Annotated in this window: 20 protein-coding genes; 11 read left to right on the plus strand and 9 right to left on the minus strand. The window is 61.0% G+C overall.

Features of this window, described 5'->3' with window-relative positions:
* Positions 1-35 precede the first annotated feature (35 nt).
* Complete coding sequence (locus tag J3D60_RS25905) at positions 36-1,625, minus strand: glucan 1,4-alpha-maltotetraohydrolase domain-containing protein (protein WP_253493297.1); 1,590 nt, start codon at positions 1,623-1,625, stop codon at positions 36-38.
* A 277-nt stretch (positions 1,626-1,902) separates the two neighbouring features.
* Here J3D60_RS25905 and J3D60_RS25910 point away from each other — a divergent pair, with 277 nt between their 5' ends.
* Positions 1,903-2,652, plus strand: coding sequence for a FadR/GntR family transcriptional regulator (locus J3D60_RS25910; RefSeq protein ID WP_053131606.1), 750 nt, complete (start codon positions 1,903-1,905; stop codon positions 2,650-2,652).
* A gap of 1 nt (position 2,653) precedes the next feature.
* Here J3D60_RS25910 and J3D60_RS25915 read toward each other — a convergent pair whose 3' ends face one another.
* Both J3D60_RS25915 and J3D60_RS25920 read right to left on the minus strand, forming a co-directional pair.
* Positions 2,654-3,013 (minus strand): hypothetical protein, encoded by a 360-nt coding sequence (locus J3D60_RS25915; RefSeq protein ID WP_065938515.1) that lies wholly within the window; start codon positions 3,011-3,013, stop codon positions 2,654-2,656.
* Positions 3,014-3,149: 136 nt separating this feature from the next.
* Positions 3,150-4,304 (minus strand): phospholipase, encoded by a 1,155-nt coding sequence (locus J3D60_RS25920; RefSeq protein ID WP_253493298.1) that lies wholly within the window; start codon positions 4,302-4,304, stop codon positions 3,150-3,152.
* Positions 4,305-4,546: 242 nt separating this feature from the next.
* Between J3D60_RS25920 and kdgD the strand changes: the two genes are divergently transcribed.
* The 5 genes from kdgD (at position 4,547) to J3D60_RS25945 (ending at position 11,089) form a co-directional block, all read left to right on the plus strand.
* Positions 4,547-5,458, plus strand: coding sequence for a 5-dehydro-4-deoxyglucarate dehydratase (gene kdgD / locus J3D60_RS25925; protein ID WP_027604837.1), 912 nt, complete (start codon positions 4,547-4,549; stop codon positions 5,456-5,458).
* Positions 5,459-5,512: 54 nt separating this feature from the next.
* Positions 5,513-6,958 (plus strand): aldehyde dehydrogenase family protein, encoded by a 1,446-nt coding sequence (locus J3D60_RS25930; RefSeq protein WP_027604836.1) that lies wholly within the window; start codon positions 5,513-5,515, stop codon positions 6,956-6,958.
* Between the two features lie 97 nt (positions 6,959-7,055).
* Positions 7,056-8,420, plus strand: coding sequence for an MFS transporter (locus tag J3D60_RS25935; protein ID WP_027604835.1), 1,365 nt, complete (start codon positions 7,056-7,058; stop codon positions 8,418-8,420).
* An 11-nt stretch (positions 8,421-8,431) separates the two neighbouring features.
* On the plus strand, positions 8,432-9,985 hold the full coding sequence (gene garD / locus J3D60_RS25940; protein ID WP_253494037.1) for a galactarate dehydratase: 1,554 nt from the start codon (positions 8,432-8,434) through the stop codon (positions 9,983-9,985).
* Positions 9,986-10,147: 162 nt separating this feature from the next.
* Positions 10,148-11,089 carry an AEC family transporter gene (locus tag J3D60_RS25945; RefSeq protein WP_027604833.1) on the plus strand — a complete coding sequence of 314 codons (942 nt, stop codon included), beginning with the start codon at positions 10,148-10,150 and terminating at the stop codon, positions 11,087-11,089.
* Here the strand turns inward: J3D60_RS25945 and J3D60_RS25950 are convergent.
* From J3D60_RS25950 to gatC, 6 genes are all read right to left on the minus strand, one after another.
* Positions 11,086-11,466 (minus strand): carboxymuconolactone decarboxylase family protein, encoded by a 381-nt coding sequence (locus J3D60_RS25950; RefSeq protein WP_065924306.1) that lies wholly within the window; start codon positions 11,464-11,466, stop codon positions 11,086-11,088. The two genes, J3D60_RS25945 and J3D60_RS25950, sit on opposite strands and share 4 nt — an antisense overlap.
* Positions 11,463-12,509 carry a calcium/sodium antiporter gene (locus J3D60_RS25955; RefSeq protein ID WP_253494038.1) on the minus strand — a complete coding sequence of 349 codons (1,047 nt, stop codon included), beginning with the start codon at positions 12,507-12,509 and terminating at the stop codon, positions 11,463-11,465. Before J3D60_RS25955 ends, J3D60_RS25950 begins: the two co-directional genes overlap by 4 nt.
* Before the next feature lie 58 nt (positions 12,510-12,567).
* On the minus strand, positions 12,568-12,939 hold the full coding sequence (locus J3D60_RS25960; RefSeq protein WP_027604830.1) for a septal ring lytic transglycosylase RlpA family protein: 372 nt from the start codon (positions 12,937-12,939) through the stop codon (positions 12,568-12,570).
* A gap of 159 nt (positions 12,940-13,098) precedes the next feature.
* Positions 13,099-14,544 carry an Asp-tRNA(Asn)/Glu-tRNA(Gln) amidotransferase subunit GatB gene (gene gatB, locus J3D60_RS25965; RefSeq protein ID WP_253493299.1) on the minus strand — a complete coding sequence of 482 codons (1,446 nt, stop codon included), beginning with the start codon at positions 14,542-14,544 and terminating at the stop codon, positions 13,099-13,101.
* Between the two features lie 10 nt (positions 14,545-14,554).
* Positions 14,555-16,006 (minus strand): Asp-tRNA(Asn)/Glu-tRNA(Gln) amidotransferase subunit GatA, encoded by a 1,452-nt coding sequence (gene gatA / locus J3D60_RS25970; protein WP_253493300.1) that lies wholly within the window; start codon positions 16,004-16,006, stop codon positions 14,555-14,557.
* A gap of 16 nt (positions 16,007-16,022) precedes the next feature.
* Positions 16,023-16,310 carry an Asp-tRNA(Asn)/Glu-tRNA(Gln) amidotransferase subunit GatC gene (gene gatC / locus J3D60_RS25975; protein WP_003171764.1) on the minus strand — a complete coding sequence of 96 codons (288 nt, stop codon included), beginning with the start codon at positions 16,308-16,310 and terminating at the stop codon, positions 16,023-16,025.
* A gap of 210 nt (positions 16,311-16,520) precedes the next feature.
* Between gatC and mreB the strand changes: the two genes are divergently transcribed.
* The 5 genes from mreB (at position 16,521) to rng (ending at position 21,470) form a co-directional block, all read left to right on the plus strand.
* Positions 16,521-17,558, plus strand: coding sequence for a rod shape-determining protein MreB (mreB, locus tag J3D60_RS25980; RefSeq protein ID WP_002555108.1), 1,038 nt, complete (start codon positions 16,521-16,523; stop codon positions 17,556-17,558).
* 138 nt (positions 17,559-17,696) lie between these two features.
* Positions 17,697-18,806 (plus strand): rod shape-determining protein MreC, encoded by a 1,110-nt coding sequence (gene mreC / locus J3D60_RS25985; RefSeq protein ID WP_083236340.1) that lies wholly within the window; start codon positions 17,697-17,699, stop codon positions 18,804-18,806.
* Positions 18,806-19,294, plus strand: a complete 489-nt coding sequence (mreD, locus tag J3D60_RS25990; protein ID WP_027604826.1) for a rod shape-determining protein MreD — start codon at positions 18,806-18,808, stop codon at positions 19,292-19,294. Before mreC ends, mreD begins: the two co-directional genes overlap by 1 nt.
* Before the next feature lie 51 nt (positions 19,295-19,345).
* Positions 19,346-19,942, plus strand: a complete 597-nt coding sequence (locus tag J3D60_RS25995; RefSeq protein ID WP_253493301.1) for a nucleoside triphosphate pyrophosphatase — start codon at positions 19,346-19,348, stop codon at positions 19,940-19,942.
* Between the two features lie 70 nt (positions 19,943-20,012).
* The gene (rng, locus tag J3D60_RS26000) at positions 20,013-21,470 is read left to right on the plus strand and encodes a ribonuclease G (RefSeq protein WP_010213134.1); all 1,458 of its coding nucleotides are present in this window, start codon (positions 20,013-20,015) and stop codon (positions 21,468-21,470) included.

Raw genomic sequence — 21,470 nt, forward strand, 5'->3', positions numbered from 1 at the left:
AAAAAATGCCTCGGCTCTGCCGGGGCATTTTTTTGTCAAAAACTCCCCGCTGTTTCGCTGGCGGCTCCCGTGGTGAACTGATTGTCGGAGCCACCTTGCCAGTAGACCTCGTTGACATTGCTCAGGCTGCGGATAAAGCATTTCCATTTGATGTCTTGCTGCGTCGGCCACACGACAGTGCCGCTCCAGCGATTGGATGCGCCGGATTGCAGTGCGATAGCGTGGGCCGGGTCCCAGGCGCCGAGTTCGATAGGCGACCCCACTGCGTAGACTGCCTGGCCGAGCTCCGGCCTGGCGTTGTCGCAGTGCAAGGTGGTCGTGGTGTCGGAAGGTGCCGGGGCGGCCTGCCACGAGCGGATGCGCTGCCCGTCCGCAAACAGGGCAGGGCTGAAGCCGTCAGGCACCTTGGAAAGGTCGGAGTCCAAGGCGATCAGCAGGCGCTTGCGGCTGCCTTGGATGGCGGCCACCAATCCGGAATAGTGGGTCTGGAAACTGATGGGTGAATCGGCCCTGATGCCGGCGTCCTTGCGCAGGCTGATCAGCTTGCGGATCAGGTCGCCGCGGCCCCAGTCGTACATGTCGGGCCAATACACAGTCGGCGTACCGGGGCTCAGCAGGATATAGGCATAGGCGATATTGCGTTGCGGGTCGGCAAGGGGCCAATGGTGTTGCCCGCCGTATTGCCCTGGCGAATAACCGGTGTCGTGGTTGTCGACAAAGGTCACCGCGATTTGCCGCCATGCCGGTTCGGGATTGCCATTCAAGCCATGACGCCACTCGGCCAAGCTGCCATTTTGCATGCGCTCCTTGAGGGCAAAATCGAACACGCTGCAGTGGGACCGATCCGACCAGTCCTTCAACGCATCCTGCCAACTGGCCTGGCTGCGCCAGTCGTTCGCCGGATACTCGCCGGGGGCTTTCCACAGCTCGCCGACGCAGAACGCTTGGTCACCAAAGTTTTTCATCCACACATCGACCCGCTCCGGCGCGTAGCCGCGCACAAAATCGAAGCGCAAGCCTTTGGCGCTGTAGTTGTCCCGCAGATTCCTGAATTCCTGCATGAAGCGCTGCGAGACTTCCGAGTTGCTTGTGTTGAGGTCGGCCCAGCCGCTCATGAACGCGTCGCCCTCGTCACAGACCACGGGTGCAGGGCAGTCGTCGCGCCACAGTTTGAGCCCCCTGGGAAAGCGTATCTGTTTACTTGGCAGCTTGTCGTTCATATGGTTGGGCACCACGTCGTATATCGCTTGCACGCCGGCACCTGCCAGGGCGGCGACCGCTTGTTTGAGCTGGCTGTCACTGCCGTATTGGCTGTTCTTGTCGAAGTCGCTCCAGAAGTAACCTTCACCGCCGCCGGACGTTCCCAACGTCGCGTCGCTCCAACTGGATTGATCGGTCCAGGCGGGCGGCAGCCAGATTTTGGTGAAGCCGTCCTGGCCGATAGTGGGGGCCATTTGTGCCAGCACCTCATACCATTTCTGCGGGGCATTGCGGCTGGAGTTCCAATGGAAACCCTGCAGCAGGATGTCTTCTCCACCGCCATTGCGCACACTCGGCGGTGCAGCGTGGACGGCGCATGCCAGCAGCCAGACAATCGTTGTGCAATACCAGCCTGTGCGTTTCATCACCCGTCACCTGTTTGCTGGAACAGGCTTTACTCTGCTATGGGGATGGAAAACCGTCTGCTGTCATAATTGCCAGGTGCGCGAGAACGTTTGGCACTAAGACCCAGGCGTGAAGTAGCCACGCGTTATGTTCGAATTTGAACCCCTTTTCACGGGAGCCCTATACGGCCGGGGCTGAAAGCTGCCCGCTTGTACATGAAAGTGCGGTACAAACGGTGATCGTACAACCGCCATGGGCTATGATGCTGTTTTAGTCCGCCGAGATAGATGATTCCACATGGAAAACGCCAGCACCGCCCCTCGTCTTCCCCGCAAGCGCCGCAGTCTTGCCCAGGAATTGGTCACGGTGCTGTCCGAGCAGATCCGTGATGGTCAACTCAAACGTGGCGACAAGCTGCCCACCGAATCGGCGATCATGGACGCCCATGGGGTCAGCCGCACCGTGGTCCGCGAAGCCATCTCCCGTTTGCAGGCGGCGGGGCAGGTGGAAACCCGTCATGGTATCGGCACCTTTGTGCTCGACACACCGAGCCCGAGCGGCTTTCGCATCGATCCGGCTACGGTAGTCACTTTGCGTGACGTGCTGGCGATTCTCGAACTGCGTATCAGCCTGGAAGTGGAATCCGCCGGGCTGGCCGCACTGCGCCGTAGCGATGAACAGCTGGCCGCCATGCGCGCGGCCCTCGATGCCCTGAATGAAAGCGCGGCGCACGCCGGTGATGCGGTGGCCTCGGACTTCGCATTCCACCTGGAAATTGCGTTGTCCACCGGCAACCGCTACTTCACCGACATCATGACCCACCTGGGCACCAGCATCATCCCGCGTACGCGCCTGAACTCGGCACGCCTGGCCCATGATGACCACCAGCACTACATGGGGCGCCTGAGCCGCGAACACGAAGAGATTTATGAGGCGATTGCCCGCCAGGATTCGGATGCGGCGAGGGCGGCGATGCGCTTGCACCTGACCAATAGCCGCGAGCGGCTGCGCCATGCCCATGAAGAGGCGGAGGCGCAGCGCGGATGAGTCAGTCTTTGATAACCAACGACACCGGCACGGAGCTGAACAGCATGCTGGACTCGCCGATGGACAGATAACGCAATTGTATGGTTTTGTCCTTGAACTGCTCCAAAGCCGTTTTAGGTACCTCCAGGGTCAGGTTCAGAGTCCGTTCAAACTCTTCTTTATCCTCCTGCCATTCACCCGCGTTGATTTCTTCGCCTTCCCACTCAGGATCTTCGGGATTCTTGCCCAGTATCGGGTATACCGTGCCTTCTGGGTAAAGCATTGCGTTATTTGGAATGCTGAGCACTAAAGGCCCCGCGAGCGAGCCGAGGTTAATCTCAGCCTTGATAGGGACATTGAGGCCCGGGGCGGGATTATTCATGATGAAATCTCCTGGTATTGTCGCCGGGGTGGTGGACCAATTCAGAATTACGAGCCCACACGCCTGAATCAACTTATCCACCGCCCGGAAATTGTCTGAAACTGTTAGAAATCACAGTGTCGACAAACGGTACTGCTTACGCAGGCGTATTGGGCTTGTAGTCCTTAAGCAACAAATACGTACTCCACCCCCACCAATCATTGGTCCAGTGCTTGTCGTTGAGGTCATTCACGTCCTTGCGTCGCAGCACCTTGTCGCCCTCCATCTTGAACAATGGCGAGAAGTTATTCGCCGGGTTCTGTGCAGCGTTCAAATCCGGGACGTACAGCGGTGCCTTGAAGTTGGCCGGGGAGGGCGCAACACCACCGATGAAGGTTTCGAAGATCTCATCAGCGGATGCCTGAACGGCGCGTTTGACCTGTGCCCGATTGGCTGCGTCGAGACTGTCGAAATAGCGTTTGTCGCCATAGGCATGCCATTCATCCCCCAGCGCATTGCGCACCTTGAGCCCGAACTTGCTGTCTTCATCGTGCATGAAGCGGCTGATCAGCGAGCCCAGTTCGCCCGGTGTGACGACCGCCGCCAGCTGTTTGCGCGGCACGCGCAGGTGGCCGGCAGAAAATAGATCGGTCAAGAAGTGATCGGCAAAGCCGTTCATGGCGTAGGCCAGTTCCAATGCCTGATCGGTACCGGTCTGGTGGGCCACTACAGCCTGTTGCAAGGCGGCTGTATGCCCCGCCAGGTAGGCCGCCAGCGCCCATTCGCCGAAGTGGTCGGCGTTGTCCGCCGCCAGTTTCAGGTAACGCCCCAGTGGGATCAGTGCTGACACCGTGCTGCCGCCACCGGTGATGCGGTTCCATTCCTCGGACAACGTATCACCCAGGGCATCATAGGCTTCATGGGCTTGCTTGCCGTCCTTGATCGCCTGGTTGACCGCGTTGATCTCTTTTTGCATCACCGCCAGGATATTCGGCGCTTCGTCCCGCGAGGCAGGCAGCACGGCCAGTGAGTTGAACGCGGCGCTGAAACGTTGCATACGATCGACAGGTGAGGTGCCCTCGTTGATGGGCTGGCCGGGGATGCCATAAAAGTCACCGCCCAGGGCGATCACTTGGCCGTAGGTGAGTGCCAGCCCGTTGGGCAGGTGCAGTTCGACTTGCCGCGCGGGGATTGCCGGGGCGTCCTTGCTGAAGCGCAACAGCGTATCGTCGCCGATGGCGGTGTGTTCACCGCCTTCGAAGCGCAGGGTAGGCGGTTTTTTTGCGGGTGCTGCGAGTTCAGGACCTGACATGTTAGCTCCTTGCTATGTCGTAGGAATCTTCCTTGAGTGCTGTATGTATATACAGCCACGCAGAGCATAGAGGAATAATTTCCTACGTCAAGAACACCGCTGCCCAAGCCTTTCAACGCCCTCAAGTGCACAACGCCGATGAATTGCAGTTGACGAAATTATTTATAGTTGTACGATGACGTACGACATCAACAAAACCAACAACCTTTCAATAGAAAGTCTTCGCCCAGGGTGTTCGAATAATGAATCCACAAGAACTGAAGTCCATCCTCTCCCACGGTCTGCTGTCTTTCCCGGTGACCGATTTCAACGCCCAGGGTGACTTCCACCAGGCGGGCTACATCAAGCGCCTGGAATGGCTGGCCCCCTACGGCGCCACTGCTTTGTTCGCAGCGGGCGGCACCGGTGAGTTTTTCTCCCTCGCCGCCAGCGAATATTCCCAAGTGATCAAGACCGCCGTGGATACCTGCGCCACCAGCGTGCCGATCCTCGCCGGTGTCGGTGGTTCGACCCGCCAGGCCATCGAGTACGCGCAAGAAGCCGAGCGCCTGGGCGCCAAAGGCCTGTTGCTGCTGCCGCACTACCTCACCGAAGCCAGCCAGGACGGGGTTGCCGCCCACGTTGAGGCGGTGTGCAAATCGGTCAAGATCGGTGTGGTGGTCTACAACCGCAACGTGTGCCGCCTGACCGCTCCGCTGCTGGAACGCCTGGCCGAGCGCTGCCCGAACCTGATCGGCTACAAGGATGGCCTGGGTGACATCGAGTTGATGGTGTCGATCCGCCGCCGTCTGGGCGATCGTTTCAGCTACCTCGGCGGCCTGCCGACCGCAGAGGTCTACGCCGCTGCCTACAAGGCCCTGGGCGTACCGGTGTACTCCTCGGCGGTGTTCAACTTCATCCCGAAGACCGCGATGGATTTCTACCACGCCATTGCCAAGGACGATCACGCTACCGTCGCCAAGATCATCGACGACTTCTTCCTGCCGTACCTGGACATCCGTAACCGCAAGGCCGGTTATGCCGTGAGCATCGTCAAGGCGGGTGCAAAAATCGTCGGCTATGACGCAGGCCCTGTGCGCACGCCGCTGACCGATCTGCTGCCGGAAGAATACGAAGCCCTGGCCGCGCTGATCGACAAGCAAGGTCCGCAATAAATTATCCACAAGGCCGCTGAGCAATCAGCGGCCTTTTGCGTCAGGAGAAGATTCGTGTCCCAAGTAAAGCGTTTTGAGAACTACATCAACGGTGAATGGGTTGCCGGCGCCGACTACTGCGTCAACCTCAACCCGTCGGAGTTGTCCGATGTCATTGGTGAATACGCCAAGGCCGACGTCACCCAGGTCAACGCCGCCATCGACGCCGCCCGCGCCGCATTCCCGGCCTGGTCCACTTCCGGGATCCAGGCTCGCCACGATGCCCTGGATAAAGTCGGCAGTGAAATCCTCGCCCGTCGCGAAGAACTTGGCACCCTGTTGGCCCGTGAAGAAGGCAAGACCCTGCCGGAAGCCATCGGCGAAGTGACCCGCGCCGGTAACATCTTCAAGTTCTTCGCCGGTGAATGCCTGCGGTTGTCCGGCGACTACGTGCCGTCGGTACGCCCGGGCGTCAACGTGGAAGTCACCCGCGAAGCCCTGGGTGTGGTCGGCCTGATCACCCCGTGGAACTTCCCGATCGCCATTCCAGCCTGGAAAATCGCCCCGGCCCTGGCCTACGGCAACTGCGTGGTGATCAAGCCGGCTGAACTGGTACCGGGCTGCGCCTGGGCCCTGGCGGAGATCATCTCCCGCGCCGGCTTCCCTGCCGGTGTGTTCAACCTGGTGATGGGCAGCGGCCGTGTGGTGGGCGATGTGCTGGTCAACAGCCCGAAAGTCGACGGCATCAGCTTCACCGGTTCCGTCGGTGTGGGTCGCCAGATCGCTGTCAGCTGCGTATCGCGCCAAGCCAAAGTGCAGTTGGAAATGGGCGGCAAGAACCCGCAGATCATTCTTGACGACGCTGACCTCAAGCAGGCCGTCGAGCTGTCGGTACAGAGCGCGTTCTACTCCACCGGCCAGCGTTGCACGGCGTCCAGCCGCCTGATCGTCACCGCCGGTATCCACGACCAGTTCGTCGCGGCCATGGCCGAGCGCATGAAGTCGATCAAGGTCGGCCACGCGCTGAAAAGCGGCACCGACATCGGCCCGGTGGTTTCCCAGGCCCAACTGGACCAGGACATGAAGTACATCGACATCGGCCAAAGCGAAGGTGCGCGGCTGGTGAGCGGTGGCGGCCTGGTCACCTGCGACACCGAAGGCTACTACCTGGCGCCGACGCTGTTTGCCGACAGCGAAGCCGCCATGCGTATCAGCCGTGAAGAGATCTTCGGCCCGGTCGCCAACGTCGTGCGCGTGGCGGACTACGAGGCGGCACTGGCCATGGCCAACGACACCGAGTTCGGTTTGTCGGCGGGCATTGCCACCACGTCGTTGAAGTACGCCAACCACTTCAAGCGTCATTCCCAGGCGGGGATGGTGATGGTCAACCTGCCGACCGCAGGTGTGGATTACCACGTTCCATTCGGTGGCCGTAAAGGCTCGTCCTATGGCTCGCGGGAGCAGGGTCGCTATGCGCAGGAGTTCTACACCGTGGTGAAAACCAGCTACATCGGTTCGTAATACGCAACACCCAGTGGGGCCGGAGGCCTGCCGGTCCCCACGACAAAAACAGAAAACCATTACCCGCAAAAAAAATAATTAGTGGGAGTACTTCTACATGCAAGCGACCAAGCCGACCCATGTCCGCTATTTGATCCTGCTCATGCTGTTCCTGGTGACCACGATCAACTATGCCGACCGGGCTACCATTGCAATCGCGGGCTCCAGCCTGCAAAAAGACCTCGGCATCGACGCGGTCACCCTCGGTTATATCTTCTCCGCATTCGGTTGGGCCTACGTGGCCGGGCAAATCCCCGGCGGCTGGCTGCTGGACCGATTCGGCTCGAAAAAAGTCTACGCCCTGAGCATCTTCACCTGGTCACTGTTCACCGTGCTGCAAGGCTACGTCGGTGAGTTCGGTGTCTCCACCGCAGTGGTTGCACTGTTCATGCTGCGCTTCATGGTGGGCCTGGCTGAGGCGCCGTCCTTCCCGGGTAACGCGCGCATTGTTGCTGCCTGGTTTCCGACCGCCGAGCGCGGTACGGCCTCGGCGATCTTCAACTCGGCGCAGTACTTCGCCACGGTGTTGTTCGCGCCGTTGATGGGCTGGATCGTCTACCGCTTCGGCTGGCAGCACGTGTTTATCGTGATGGGCGTGATCGGCATCGTGTTCTCGCTGATCTGGCTGAAAGTTATCCACAGCCCGCGCCAGCACCCGATGATCAACGAAGCCGAGCTCAATCACATCGCCGCCAATGGCGCGATGGTCGATATGGATCAGGACAAGGGCAAGGGTAAGAAAACCGACGGTCCGAAGTGGGATTACATCCGTCAGTTGCTGACCAACCGCATGATGCTTGGCGTGTACCTGGGCCAGTACTGCATCAACGGCATCACCTACTTCTTCCTGACCTGGTTCCCGGTATACCTGGTGCAGGACCGCGGCATGACCATCCTCAAGGCCGGTTTCATCGCCTCGTTGCCGGCGATCTGCGGGTTTATCGGTGGCGTGCTGGGCGGGGTGATTTCCGACTATCTGCTGCGCAAAGGCCATTCGCTGACCTTCGCCCGCAAGGCACCGATCATTGCCGGCTTGCTGGTCTCCAGCAGCATTATCGCGTGTAACTACGTTGACGTTGAGTGGATGGTGGTGGGCTTCATGGCTTTGGCCTTCTTCGGCAAGGGCGTTGGCGCACTGGGCTGGGCGGTCGTGTCCGACACCTCGCCGAAACAAATCGCCGGCCTCAGTGGCGGCTTGTTCAACACCTTCGGTAACCTCGCGTCGATCACCACGCCGATTGTCATCGGCTACATCATCAGCACCACCGGCTCGTTCAAGTGGGCCCTGGTATTTGTCGGCGCCAACGCGCTGGTGGCGGTGTTCAGCTATCTGGTCATCGTCGGCCCGATCAAGCGTGTAGTACTCAAAGAGCCGCCAAGCAAGGGGCCTGAGTTGACCAACCTAACCGAAGCGCATTCCTGAGAGGCCCCGTGATGCAGTTGATTGAACATGCCGACTCGCCGCGCTCTATCCGCCTGCACGAGCGCGACAACGTAGTGATCGTGGTCAACGACCAGGGCGTACCGGCCGGGACCGAGTTCCCGGACGGCCTGGTGACCGTGGATTTCATCCCCCAGAGCCACAAAGTGACCCTGGAAGACATCCCCGAAGGCGGTCAGATTATTCGCTACGGACAGACCATCGGTTACGCCCTGGCGCCGATTCCGCGCGGCAGTTGGGTCCAGGAAGATCAACTGCGCATGCCCACCGCGCCACCGCTGGACAGCTTGCCGCTGTCCACCGAGGTGCCTGCAACCCAGGCACCGTTGGAGGGGTTTACCTTCGATGGCTATCGCAACGCCGACGGTACCGTGGGCACGCGCAATATCCTCGGCATCACCACCACGGTGCAGTGTGTGACGGGCGTGCTGGACCATGCGGTCAAGCGCATCAAGGACGAATTGCTGCCCAAGTACCCCCACGTCGATGACGTGGTGGCGCTGACCCACAGCTACGGCTGCGGGGTGGCGATCACCGCGACGGATGCCTACATCCCGATCCGTACCGTGCGTAACCTGGCGCGCAACCCGAACCTGGGCGGCGAAGCTCTGGTGATCAGCCTGGGCTGCGAGAAATTGCAGGCCGGGCAGGTGATGCATGACAACGACAGCTCCGTCGACCTCAGCGAGCCGTGGCTGTATCGGTTGCAGGATTCCAGCCACGGCTTTACCGAAATGATCGAACAGATCATGGAACTGGCCGAAGTGCGCCTGAAAAAGCTCGACCAGCGTCGCCGGGAAACCGTGCCGGCGTCCGAGTTGATCCTGGGCATGCAGTGCGGCGGCAGTGATGCGTTTTCCGGTATCACCGCCAACCCGGCACTGGGCTATGCCTCGGATCTGTTGCTGCGGGCCGGGGCGACGGTGATGTTTTCCGAAGTCACCGAAGTGCGGGATGCCATTTACCTGCTGACTTCGCGCGCAGAGACGAAGGAAGTTGCCGAAGAGTTGGTCAGGGAAATGGACTGGTACGACCGCTACCTGGCCAAGGGTGAAGCGGATCGCAGTGCCAACACCACGCCAGGCAACAAGAAGGGCGGGCTGTCGAACATTGTCGAGAAGTCCCTGGGCTCCATCGTCAAGTCCGGCAGCAGTGCGATCAACGGCGTGCTGGGCCCTGGCGAGCGCTTCAAAAGCAAGGGCCTGATCTTTTGCGCCACGCCGGCCAGTGACTTTGTCTGCGGCACCCTGCAATTGGCGGCGGGGATGAACCTGCATGTGTTCACCACCGGGCGTGGCACCCCTTACGGGCTGGCAATGGCGCCGGTGGTGAAGGTCTCGACCCGTACGGAGCTGGCGCAGCGCTGGCCGGACCTCATCGATATCGACGCCGGGCGCATTGCCACCGGGCGCGCGACCATCGAGGAATTGGGCTGGGAGTTGTTCCACTTCTACCTGGACGTGGCCAGCGGTAAGAAGCAGACCTGGGCGGAGCATCACAAGCTGCATAACGACATCACCTTGTTCAACCCGGCGCCGATTACCTGAGACCGCGTCGCCTGCCATCGGGGTAAGCCCCTCCCACAGTTTGAATTGTGAATACTTTCAAGTGTGGGAGCGGGCTTGCCCCGATAGCGGTCTATCAGACGCCGTTGGGCTGTATGGCTTATCATTAGCCACCTGACGACGCTCACCAAGGTTTTCCCCGGCATGCTGGCAATTTTCCTCACCACCCTCACCATCACTGCGCCGGTATTCGCCATGCTGTTCCTGGGTGTGCTGCTCAAGCGCATCAACTGGATCAACGACAACTTTATCCACACGGCTTCGTCCCTGGTGTTCAACGTCACCATGCCGGCGCTGCTGTTCCTCGGCATCCTCCACGCCGACCTGCACTCGGCGCTCAAGCCGGGGTTGCTGATCTATTTTGCCGTCGCCACGCTGCTGAGCTTTGCCCTGGCCTGGGGCTGGGCGATTTTTCGCTGCAAGCGTGAAGACCGGGGCATCTACACCCAGGGCGCGTTTCGCGGCAACAACGGGGTGATCGGCCTGGCCCTGGCGGCCAGCATGTATGGCGACTACGGCATTTCCCTCGGCGCGATCCTCGCGGCGCTGGTGATCCTGTTCTACAACACGCTGTCGACCATTGTGCTGGCGGTGTACAGCCCAGTGATCAAGTCCGACCCGTGGAGCATCTGCAAAAGTGTGGTAGCCAATCCGCTGATCATCAGCGTGATCGTGGCGGCGCCGTTCGCGTATTTTCAGATTGGCCTGCCGGGCTGGCTGGAAAAATCCATGCAGTACCTGGCGGACACCACCTTGCCGCTGGCATTGATCTGCATTGGCGGCACCCTGTCCCTGGCGGCGTTGCGCAAGAGCGGTAATATGGCGCTGAGCGCGAGCTTGATGAAGATGGTCTGGCTGCCGGTGGTCGCGACCCTGGGCGCGTGGCTGCTGGGCTTTCGCGGGCCGGAGTTGGGGATCCTGTTCCTGTACTTCGGTGCGCCGACCGCTGCGGCGAGCTTCGTGATGGCCAGGGCGGCCGAGGGCAATCATGAACTGGCGGCGGCGATTATCGTGATCACCACGCTGATGGCGGCAGTGACCACGAATATCGGGATTTTCGTGTTGCAGGCGGGTGGCTGGATCTAGCCTTCTTTCTGATAGGTGTCGATGACTTCCTGCGCCGCCCGAAACGCATCAATCGCCGCCGGTACGCCGGCATACACCGCGCAATGCAGCAGCGCTTCGCGAATTTCCTCCACAGTACAGCCGTTGTTCAACGCGCCACGCACGTGGCCCTTGAGCTCCTGCGGGCATTTGAGTGCGGTGAGGGCGGCCAGGGTGATCAGGCTGCGCGTCTTCAGCGGCAAGCCTTCGCGGGTCCACACGCTGCCCCAGGCATGTTCGTTGACGAAGTCCTGCAACGGCTGGGTGAATTCGGTGGCGTTGCCCAGGGCGCGGTCGACGAACACATCGCCCATCACCTGGCGACGCATTTCAACCCCGGGCTTTTTCTGATCGGTCATTGCGATTCCCTCTTGTGTTGGCGGCGCCAGGCTCGCAGCGTGCTGAACAACAGGAAAGCCATCAGCGCTGGCAGGACGTAATACAGCATCAGTTGTTCAAGCTTGTTGGCCAGGGGCATGCCGGTGGTAAACGACATCACGTGCAGCCCATACGCCAGGTACAGGCCCAGCAGCACCAGGCCTTCGGCGCGGGTGACGCGGTAGCCGGTATAAAACACCGGCAGGCACAGCACCACCACGCCGAGCATCACCGGCAGGTCGAAGTCCAGGGCGTTGGGCGACACCGACAGCGGCGAAGGCGCGAGCAGGGCGGTCAGCCCCAATACACCCAGCAGGTTGAACAGGTTGCTGCCGATCACGTTGCCCACGGCAATTTCCCGCTGGCCGCGCAGGGCGGCAATCAGTGAGGTGGCCAGGCAGGGCAGCGAGGTGCCGACGCCGATCAGCGTAAGGCCGATGATGCGCTCCGACAGGCCCAGGTCCGCCGCCACATCCACCGCCGCGCCGAGCAGCAAGTGCCCGGCCAGCACCAGGATCAACAGCCCGCCCAGCATCTGCAGCACACTGCTCAGCCAGGGCGCCCGGGCAACGGTATCCAGGGTGCGTGGGCGGCGTGAATGGCGGGTCTGGTAATGCAGCACGCCGAGGTAGGCCAACAGGGCAATCAGCAGCAGCAGGCCATCGACCGGCGTCAGTTCTTCATTGGCCGCCAGGGTAAACACCAGCAGCCCGGCGAGGATCATCACCGGAATATCCACGCGCACCAGCTGCCGCGAGACGCGCAGGGGGATGATCAGCGCCGACAGGCCCAGGGTCACGAGAATGTTGAAGATGCTGCTGCCGATCACGCTGCCCACGGCAATGTCGGTATTGCCGGCCAGGGTGGCCTGCAGGCTGACGGTCATCTGCGGCGCGCTGCTGCCAAAGGCGACGATCGTAAGGCCGATGATCAGCGGCCGCACCTTGAGGCTGGCGGCCAGGCGCACGGCGGCGCGCACCAGGATTTCGGCGCCGAGGATCAGCAGCACCAGGCCGCTGACCAGTTCGAGCAGGCTCCAGGGCGAGAGGGCGGTTAATCCGAAAATGGCCAGGGCTCCGTCTTCAATTGCTCAGGGCTTGCACGCGAACCCGCGCGGTGCCGCTGCTCAGCATGCCCAGTTGCTCGGCCGCCTTGCGTGACAGATCGATCAAGCGCCCACGGGTATGCGGGCCGCGATCGTTGATGCGGACCACGACGGATTTGTCGTTGTCGAGATTGGTGACCTTGACCTGGGTGCCGAAGGGCAGTCGCCGGTGGGCCGCGGTCAGGGCGTTCTGGTTGAAGGGTTCACCGCTGGCGGTTTTCTTGCCATGGTGCCTGGCGCCGTAATAAGAGGCGGTGCCGGTTTCGTCGTAGCCGTTGGGGTCGATGAGGCCGCTGGCGCAGCCGGCCAGCAGTGAAAATAGAGCCCATAGACCTAATAGACGCTTCATTATCAAGGTGCCCCCATCACAAATGTGGGAGGGGGCTTGCCCCCGATAGCGGTGATTCAGTCAAAACAGCAGTGACTGACACTCTGCTATCGGGGGCAAGCCCCCTCCCACAGGGAGTCCGAGTCAGGCATGAAGTCTCGCCCGGACCATTCATCGCAATCAGCCTTCGAGCTTGCTTTTCAGCAGTTCGTTCACCTGTTGCGGGTTGGCCTTGCCTTTGGAGGCTTTCATCGCCTGGCCGACAAAGAAACCGAACATCTTGCCGCGCTTGGCTTCGTCTGCCGCACGGTACTGTTTGACCTGCTCGGCGTTGGCCGCCAGCATTTCATCCAGCACGGCCGAGATGGCGCCGCTGTCGGTGACTTGCTTGAGGCCGCGTTTCTCGATGATCTCGTCGGCGCTGCCTTCACCGCTGGCCATGGCTTCGAACACGGTCTTGGCGATTTTGCCGGAGATGGTGTTGTCCTTGATGCGCAGCAGCATGCCGCCCAATTGCTCGGCCGACACCGGCGCTTCGTCGATCTCCAGGCCCTGTTTGTTCAACAGGCTGCCCAGCTCGACCATCACCCAGTTGGCCGCCAGTTTGGCGTCGCCGGCGATGCTCACGACTTTTTCGAAGTAGTTGGCTTGCTCGCGGCTCGAAGCCAGCACGCTGGCATCGTAGACCGACAGGCCGAACTGCGCCTGGAAGCGCTCGCGTTTTTGCGGTGGCAATTCCGGCAGGGTGGCGCGGATGTCATTGAGGAACGAATCCTCAAGCACCACCGGCAACAGGTCCGGATCGGGGAAGTAACGGTAGTCGTTGGCTTCCTCTTTGCTGCGCATGGCGCGGGTTTCGTCTTTGTTCGGGTCGTACAGGCGCGTTTGCTGGATCACCTTGCCGCCGTCCTCGATCAATTCGATCTGGCGCCGCACTTCGGTGTTGATCGCCTTCTCGATAAAGCGGAACGAGTTGACGTTCTTGATCTCGCAGCGAGTGCCGTACTCGGCCTGGCCTTTTGGCCGCACCGACACGTTGCAGTCGCAACGCAGCGAGCCTTCGGCCATGTTGCCGTCACAGATGCCCAGGTAACGCACCAGCGCGTGGATGGTCTTGACGTAGGCCACGGCTTCCTTGGCACTGCGCATGTCCGGCTCGGACACGATCTCCAGCAGCGGCGTGCCGGCACGGTTCAGGTCGATACCGGTGGCACCGTTGAACTCTTCGTGCAGGCTCTTGCCGGCGTCTTCCTCCAGGTGTGCACGGGTGACGCCGACACGCTTGATGGTGCCGTCTTCCAATGGGATGTCCAGGTAGCCCTTGCCGACGATCGGCAATTCCATCTGGCTGATCTGGTAGCCCTTGGGCAGGTCCGGGTAGAAGTAGTTCTTGCGCGCGAACACGTTGTGCTGGCCGATCTCGGCGTCAATCGCCAGGCCGAACATCACCGCCATGCGCACGGCTTCCTGGTTCAGCACCGGCAGTACGCCGGGCATGCCCAGGTCTACCAGGCTGGCCTGGGTGTTGGGCTCGGAGCCGAACGTGGTGGCGCTACCGGAGAAAATCTTCGATTGGGTGGCGAGCTGGGTATGAATCTCCAGCCCGATCACAACTTCCCATTGCATAGTGTTCTCCTCAGAAGCCGGTAGGGGTGCGAGTGTGCCAGTCGGTGTTCAACTGGTACTGGTGCGCCACATTGAGCAGGCGGCCTTCCTGGAAATACGGGGCGAGCAATTGCACGCCCACCGGCAGGCCGTCGACGAAACCGGCGGGCATGGACAAGCCCGGCAAGCCCGCGAGGTTGGCGGTGATGGTGTAGAGGTCTTCCAGGTACTCGGCAATCGGGTCGCCGGTCTTGGCGCCGATCTTCCAGGCCGGGTTCGGCGTGGTTGGGCCGAGGATCACGTCGACTTCTTCAAAGGCTGCCATGAAGTCGTTCTTGATCAGGCGACGGATCTTTTGCGCCTTGAGGTAGTACGCGTCGTAATAGCCGGCGGACAGGGCGTAGGCACCGACCATGATCCGGCGTTGCACTTCGGCGCCGAAGCCTTCGCCACGGGAGCGTTTGTACAGGTCGGTCAGGTCCTTCGGGTTCTCGCAGCGGTAGCCGAAGCGCACGCCGTCGAAACGCGACAGGTTGGAAGAGGCTTCTGCCGGCGCGATCACGTAGTAGGCAGGAATCGCGTGCTGGTTGTTCGGCAGGCTGATTTCCTTGATCACCGCGCCGAGCTTTTCCAGTTCCTTGACGCTGTTGTGCACCAATTCGGCAATGCGCGGGTCGAGACCGGCGCTGAAGTATTCCTTCGGCACGCCGATGCGCAGGCCCTTGAGCGAAGTGTTGAGGCTGGCGCTGTAGTCCGGCACCGGTTCATCGATGCTGGTGGAGTCCTGGGCGTCGAAGCCTGCCATGCCTTGTAACAAAATCGCGCAGTCTTCGGCCGTGCGGGCCAGGGGCCCGCCCTGATCGAGGCTGGAGGCGTAGGCGATCATGCCCCAGCGGGAAACGCGACCGTAGGTCGGCTTCAGGCCGGTGAGGTTGGTGAAGGCCGCCGGCTGGCGGATCGAGCCGCCGGTGTCGGTGGCCGTGGCGGCCGGCAGGAAGCGTGCGGCAACGGCCGCAGCCGAACCACCGGACGAACCGCCGGGCACGTGTTCCAGGTTCCACGGGTTTTTCACCGCGCCGTAGTAGCTCGACTCGTTGGCCGACCCCATGGCGAATTCGTCCATGTTGGTCTTGCCCAGGGTCACGGCCCCGGCAGCGGCCAGCTTGGCGACCACGGTGGCGTCGTATGGCGCCTTGAAGTTGTCGAGCATCTTCGAGCCGCAGCTGGTGCGAATGCCCTGGGTGCAGAACAGATCCTTGTGGGCGATCGGTGCGCCCAGCAGGGCGCCGGTTTCACCGTTGGCGCGGCGTGCATCCGCGGCCTTGGCCTGGCTCAGGGCCAGCTCTTCGGTGAGGCTGATGAAGCTGTTGACCTTGGGGTCCAGCTCGGCGATGCGCGCAAGCAGGGTCTTGGTCAGCTCTTCGGAGGAAAACTTTTTGTCGGCGAGACCGCGGGCGATCTCGGCCAGAGTCATGTGATGCATGAAAGGCTCTTTCCCTTTAGTCGATGACTTTCGGAACCAGGTACAGGCCGTTTTCGACCGCTGGCGCGATGGACTGGTAGGCCTCGCGATTATTGCGCTCGGTCACGACGTCTGCGCGCAGGCGCTGGCTGGCTTCCAGCGGGTGAGCCAGGGGCTCGATGCCGTCGGTATTCACGGCCTGCATTTGGTCAACCAGCCCGAGAATGCTGTTCAGGGCTGCGGTGGTCTGTGGAAGATCGGCTTCATTCAGGCCAAGCGAGGCCAGATGAGCGATTTTTTCCACGTCGGAGCGTTCAAGCGCCATGGGAATCTCCAGTGGAAAACAGAACGGAGGCTGTCCGTGTGTTAGATTGTCGGAACACTACCGCATTTCTACGGTCTTACGGCCGCGATTGTGGGGGTTGGTGCACAGAAAGTCGGCCAATTTAGCACATTGGCGCCTTGCCCAAAATCCCTGTCGTTGTTAGAGTTTGCCGCACTTTTTTACCCACGCGTTGCCTAGGGTCCTTTCCCCATGTTCAAGAAACTGCGTGGCATGTTTTCCAGCGATCTTTCCATTGACCTGGGCACTGCCAACACCCTTATTTACGTGCGCGAGCGCGGTATCGTTCTGAATGAGCCATCGGTTGTGGCCATTCGGACCCATGGTAATCAGAAAAGTGTCGTTGCCGTCGGCACCGAGGCCAAGCGCATGCTCGGCCGAACACCAGGCAATATTGCTGCCATTCGTCCGATGAAAGACGGCGTGATCGCCGACTTCAGCGTCTGCGAAAAGATGCTGCAGTACTTCATCAACAAGGTTCACGAAAACAGTTTCCTGCAGCCCAGCCCTCGTGTGCTGATCTGTGTTCCGTGCAAGTCCACCCAGGTGGAGCGTCGTGCCATCCGTGAGTCGGCCCTTGGCGCCGGTGCCCGCGAAGTGTTCCTGATCGAAGAGCCGATGGCTGCTGCGATCGGTGCCGGCCTGCCGGTTGAAGAAGCGCGCGGTTCGATGGTGGTGGATATCGGTGGTGGTACCACTGAAATCGCCCTGATTTCCCTGAACGGTGTGGTGTATGCCGAATCCGTACGTGTAGGCGGCGACCGTTTCGACGAAGCGATCATCACTTATGTACGTCGCAACTACGGCAGCCTGATCGGCGAATCCACCGCCGAGCGCATCAAGCAGGAAATCGGTACCGCTTACCCGGGCGGCGAAGTTCGCGAAGTCGATGTTCGCGGTCGCAACCTGGCCGAAGGCGTTCCACGTGCCTTCACCCTGAACTCCAATGAAGTGCTGGAAGCTCTGCAAGAGTCCCTGGCCACCATCGTTCAGGCTGTGAAGAGCGCCCTGGAGCAATCGCCGCCGGAGCTGGCTTCCGACATCGCCGAGCGAGGCCTGGTGCTGACCGGTGGTGGCGCCCTGTTGCGCGACCTCGACAAGCTGCTGGCCCAGGAAACCGGCCTGCCGGTGATCGTCGCCGAAGACCCGCTGACCTGCGTTGCCCGTGGCGGTGGTCGTGCACTGGAAATGATGGATAAACACACCATGGACCTGCTCTCCAGCGAATAAGATCGTTGGTTGCACCATGCTTCGCCCGCAGGCAGCACTTTGCAGTGCTGCCTGTTGGCGTTTATCTTCTTCAATCTGCATCCAGGCCGGTTAGATGCCGTATGAATAAAGAGAACATTTGCCTGGGAGGAGCGGCCTATTAAACCGCTTTTCGCCAAAGGCCCCTCATTGGGCGTGCGCTTATTGGTGCTGGTCGTGCTTTCGGTCGCATTGATGGTGGTCGATGCCCGCTTTGCGCTGCTCAAGCCGGTGCGTAGCCAAATGTCGCTGGTGTTGATGCAGACCTACTGGATCACCGACCTGCCGCAACGTCTCTACCAGGGCGTGGCCAGCCAATTTGGCAGCCGCACCGAACTGGTTGCCGAGAACGAAAAACTCAAGACCGAAAACCTGCTGTTGCAGGGGCGCATGCAAAAGCTGGCGGCCCTCACCGAGCAGAACGTTCGGCTGCGCGAGTTGCTCAACTCTTCCGCGCTGGTCAACGAAAAGGTCGAAGTGGCCGAGTTGATCGGCATGGACCCCAACCCCTTTACCCATCGCATCATCATCAATAAGGGTGAGCGCGACGGCGTGGTGCTTGGTCAGCCGGTACTCGATGCCCGTGGCCTGATGGGCCAGGTAGTCGAGTTGATGCCCTACACCTCTCGGGTCCTGCTGCTGACGGACACCACCCACAGCATTCCGGTGCAGGTCAATCGTAACGGTTTGCGCGCGATTGCCAGCGGTACGGGTAACCCTGAGCGCCTGGAATTGCGTCACGTCGCGGACACGGCCGACATCAAGGAAGGCGATCTGCTGGTCAGCTCCGGCCTGGGCCAGCGGTTCCCGGCAGGCTATCCGGTGGCAACGGTCAAGGAAGTGATCCACGATTCCGGCCAGCCCTTCGCCATTGTGCGTGCCGTGCCCACTGCCGCCCTGAACCGCAGCCGCTACCTGTTGCTGGTGTTCAGCGACAATCGGACTCCGGAAGAGCGCGCCAACGACGCCGCCCAGGCCCAGGAAGCGGAAGACAAGAAGAACGGCACTGCGCCGATCATTCCCGCGACCGTGCCCAAGCCCGCGTCGGCTGCCCCCGTTGTACCGGCGGCAACGCCCGCCGTTGCTGCGCCTGTGGCCACGCCGGTCAAGCCTGCGGCCCATAGCGCGCGCGCGGTGAAACCGACTGCAGCGAAACCGCCGGCCACTACGACGCCCGCTGCGAAGCCTCCAGCCGCAGCCCCGGCCACCACACGGCAGAGGGAGGAATAATGGCCGGTACTCATTCGAGCAATGGCTGGATCGTCTGGCTGACATTCGCTATCGGCTTGCTGCTCAGCGTTTCGCCGCTGCCGCAGTTCATGGAGATCCTGCGTCCGCTGTGGCTGGCATTGCTGCTGGCATTCTGGTCGCTGAACCTGCCCCATAAAGTGGGCATGGTCACGGCCATGTTCCTGGGCTTGGCGGAAGATGTGCTGTATGGCACCTTGCTAGGCCAGAACGCGTTGATCCTGACCCTGATCACCTTCCTGGTGCTGTCGTTGCAGCAGCGCCTGCGCATGTTCCCGATGTGGCAGCAATGCCTGGTGATCCTGGTGATCTTCGGCCTGGCGCAGTTGGTACAGTTGTGGCTCAGTGCCTTGACCGGCAACCGCCAGCCAACCCTGGCGCTGGTGTTGCCGGCCCTGGTCAGTGCGCTGCTGTGGCCGTGGATCAGTTTCGGCCTGCGTGGGTTACGTCGTCGCTATAAAATCAATTGAATGGATTGCGAGGCTCTGCCTGGTTATCGAACCCCACAGGGAGAGTCTGCAATGAATTCGCTTTATCTGGCCTCGGGTTCCCCGAGGCGGCGTGAACTGCTGACCCAGATCGGTGTGCCTTTCACCGTGGTCAGCGCCGCCATTGATGAAACCCCTCTTACAAACGAAACCCCTGTTTCCTACGTTGAGCGTCTCGCTCGCGGTAAGGCCGCAGCGGGTTTTGCTGCGCTCGGGCAACGCTCGGCCGCCTGCGTCCTGGGCGCCGATACCGCAGTGATCGTGGACGGCAAGATCCTCGGCAAGCCCGTAGACCAAGCCGATGCGTTGGCGATGTTGATGGCACTGGCAGGGCGTGAACATGAAGTTCTGACTGCGATTACCCTGACTGACGGCCAGCGCTGTGAAACCCGATGTGTAAGCAGTCGTGTACTTTTTCGTGGGATTTCTGTCGAGGAGGCTACAAGCTACTGGCACAGCGGCGAACCCCAGGACAAGGCGGGCGGCTATGCTATCCAAGGGCTTGGCTCGGTGTTTGTGGCCGGGCTCAATGGCAGCTATTCCGCCGTGGTAGGCCTGCCGGTGTGCGAAACCGCGCAACTGCTTGCCCAATTCGGCATACCCTGTTGGCAAAACCTTACCGCGCGCTGAGCACGTGACTCCAGCGCCCAGCCTTAAGCGACCGGTCACTATTGTGAAAACGCCTGAACGAGACCCAGCCATGAGTGAAGAGATTCTGATCAATATCACGCCGATGGAATCGCGCGTGGCGGTGGTAGAGAACGGTGTTCTGCAAGAAGTGCATGTCGAGCGCACCCAGAAACGCGGGATCGTCGGCAATATCTACAAGGGCAAGGTGGTGCGGGTGTTGCCGGGGATGCAGGCGGCATTTGTCGATATCGGCCTGGACCGTGCGGCATTTATCCACGCCTCGGAGATCTCCCTGCGCGAAGGGCCTGCGGTGGAAAGCATCAGCGCCTTGGTGCACGAAGGGCAGAGCCTGGTGGTGCAAGTCACCAAGGACCCCATCGGCTCCAAGGGCGCGCGGCTGACGACTCAGCTGTCGATTCCGTCGCGCTACCTGGTTTACATGCCGCGCACCGCCCATGTCGGCATTTCCCTGAAGATTGAAGACGAAGCCGAGCGCGAGCGCCTGAAAAAGGTGGTCAGCGACTGCGTGGCCGCCGAAGGTATCAAGGAAGCGGGCGGCTTTATCCTGCGCACCGCCGCCGAGGGCGCCGGCGCTGACGAAATCCTCATGGACATTCGCTATCTGCGGCGCCTGTGGGACCAGATCGGCGCACAGATCAAGACCATCGGCGCGCCGAGTGTGATCTACGAAGACCTGGGCCTGGCCCTGCGCACATTGCGCGACCTGGTCAGCCCCAAGATCGAGAAAATTCGCATCGACTCGCGGGAAACCTTCCAGCGCACCACGCAATTTGTTGCCGAACTGATGCCGGAAATTGCCGATCGCCTGGAGCATTACCCTGGCGAACGGCCGATCTTCGACCTGTATGGCGTCGAGGACGAAATCCAGAAAGCCCTGGAGCGCAAGGTGCCGCTCAAGTCCGGTGGCTACCTGGTGGTGGACCCGGCGGAAGCGATGACCACCATCGACGTCAACACCGGCGCGTTCGTAGGTCATCGCAACCTTGAAGAGACCATCTTCAAGACCAATCTCGAAGCGGCCACGGCGATTGCTCGTCAACTGCGCCTGCGTAACCTGGGCGGCATCATCATCATCGACTTCATCGACATGGAAGATGAAGAGCACCAGCGCCAGGTGCTGCGCACACTCGAAAAACAGCTGGAACGTGATCACGCCAAGACCAATATCATCGGCATCACCGAGCTGGGCCTGGTGCAGATGACCCGCAAGCGCACCCGCGAGAGCCTGGAACAGGTGCTGTGCGAGCCCTGCAGCAGTTGCCAGGGCCGCGGTAAGTTGAAGACTCCGGAAACGGTTTGCTACGAGATTTTCCGGGAAATCCTCCGAGAGGCACGGGCCTACCAGGCCGAAGGTTATAGAGTGCTCGCCAACCAGAAAGTGGTCGACCGCCTGCTGGATGAAGAATCCGGTAACGTGGCTGAATTGGAGGGGTTTATCGGGCGTACGATTCGCTTCCAGGTCGAAACCATGTATTCCCAGGAACAATATGACGTGGTGCTGCTCTGA

This window comes from Pseudomonas sp. S3E17 (genome assembly GCF_024168685.1).
Classification (GTDB): Bacteria; Pseudomonadota; Gammaproteobacteria; order Pseudomonadales; family Pseudomonadaceae; genus Aquipseudomonas; species Aquipseudomonas marginalis.

Coding starts and splice junctions, on each gene's coding strand:
- J3D60_RS25905 (WP_253493297.1), bottom strand. CDS start 1,625: ATGAAACGCACAGGCTGGTATTGCACAACGATTGTCTGGCTGCTGGCA.
- J3D60_RS25910 (WP_053131606.1), top strand. CDS start 1,903: ATGGAAAACGCCAGCACCGCCCCTCGTCTTCCCCGCAAGCGCCGCAGT.
- J3D60_RS25915 (WP_065938515.1), bottom strand. CDS start 3,013: ATGAATAATCCCGCCCCGGGCCTCAATGTCCCTATCAAGGCTGAGATT.
- J3D60_RS25920 (WP_253493298.1), bottom strand. CDS start 4,304: ATGTCAGGTCCTGAACTCGCAGCACCCGCAAAAAAACCGCCTACCCTG.
- kdgD (WP_027604837.1), top strand. CDS start 4,547: ATGAATCCACAAGAACTGAAGTCCATCCTCTCCCACGGTCTGCTGTCT.
- J3D60_RS25935 (WP_027604835.1), top strand. CDS start 7,056: ATGCAAGCGACCAAGCCGACCCATGTCCGCTATTTGATCCTGCTCATG.
- garD (WP_253494037.1), top strand. CDS start 8,432: ATGCAGTTGATTGAACATGCCGACTCGCCGCGCTCTATCCGCCTGCAC.
- J3D60_RS25945 (WP_027604833.1), top strand. CDS start 10,148: ATGCTGGCAATTTTCCTCACCACCCTCACCATCACTGCGCCGGTATTC.
- J3D60_RS25950 (WP_065924306.1), bottom strand. CDS start 11,466: ATGACCGATCAGAAAAAGCCCGGGGTTGAAATGCGTCGCCAGGTGATG.
- J3D60_RS25960 (WP_027604830.1), bottom strand. CDS start 12,939: ATGAAGCGTCTATTAGGTCTATGGGCTCTATTTTCACTGCTGGCCGGC.
- gatB (WP_253493299.1), bottom strand. CDS start 14,544: ATGCAATGGGAAGTTGTGATCGGGCTGGAGATTCATACCCAGCTCGCC.
- gatA (WP_253493300.1), bottom strand. CDS start 16,006: ATGCATCACATGACTCTGGCCGAGATCGCCCGCGGTCTCGCCGACAAA.
- gatC (WP_003171764.1), bottom strand. CDS start 16,310: ATGGCGCTTGAACGCTCCGACGTGGAAAAAATCGCTCATCTGGCCTCG.
- mreB (WP_002555108.1), top strand. CDS start 16,521: ATGTTCAAGAAACTGCGTGGCATGTTTTCCAGCGATCTTTCCATTGAC.
- mreD (WP_027604826.1), top strand. CDS start 18,806: ATGGCCGGTACTCATTCGAGCAATGGCTGGATCGTCTGGCTGACATTC.
- J3D60_RS25995 (WP_253493301.1), top strand. CDS start 19,346: ATGAATTCGCTTTATCTGGCCTCGGGTTCCCCGAGGCGGCGTGAACTG.
- rng (WP_010213134.1), top strand. CDS start 20,013: ATGAGTGAAGAGATTCTGATCAATATCACGCCGATGGAATCGCGCGTG.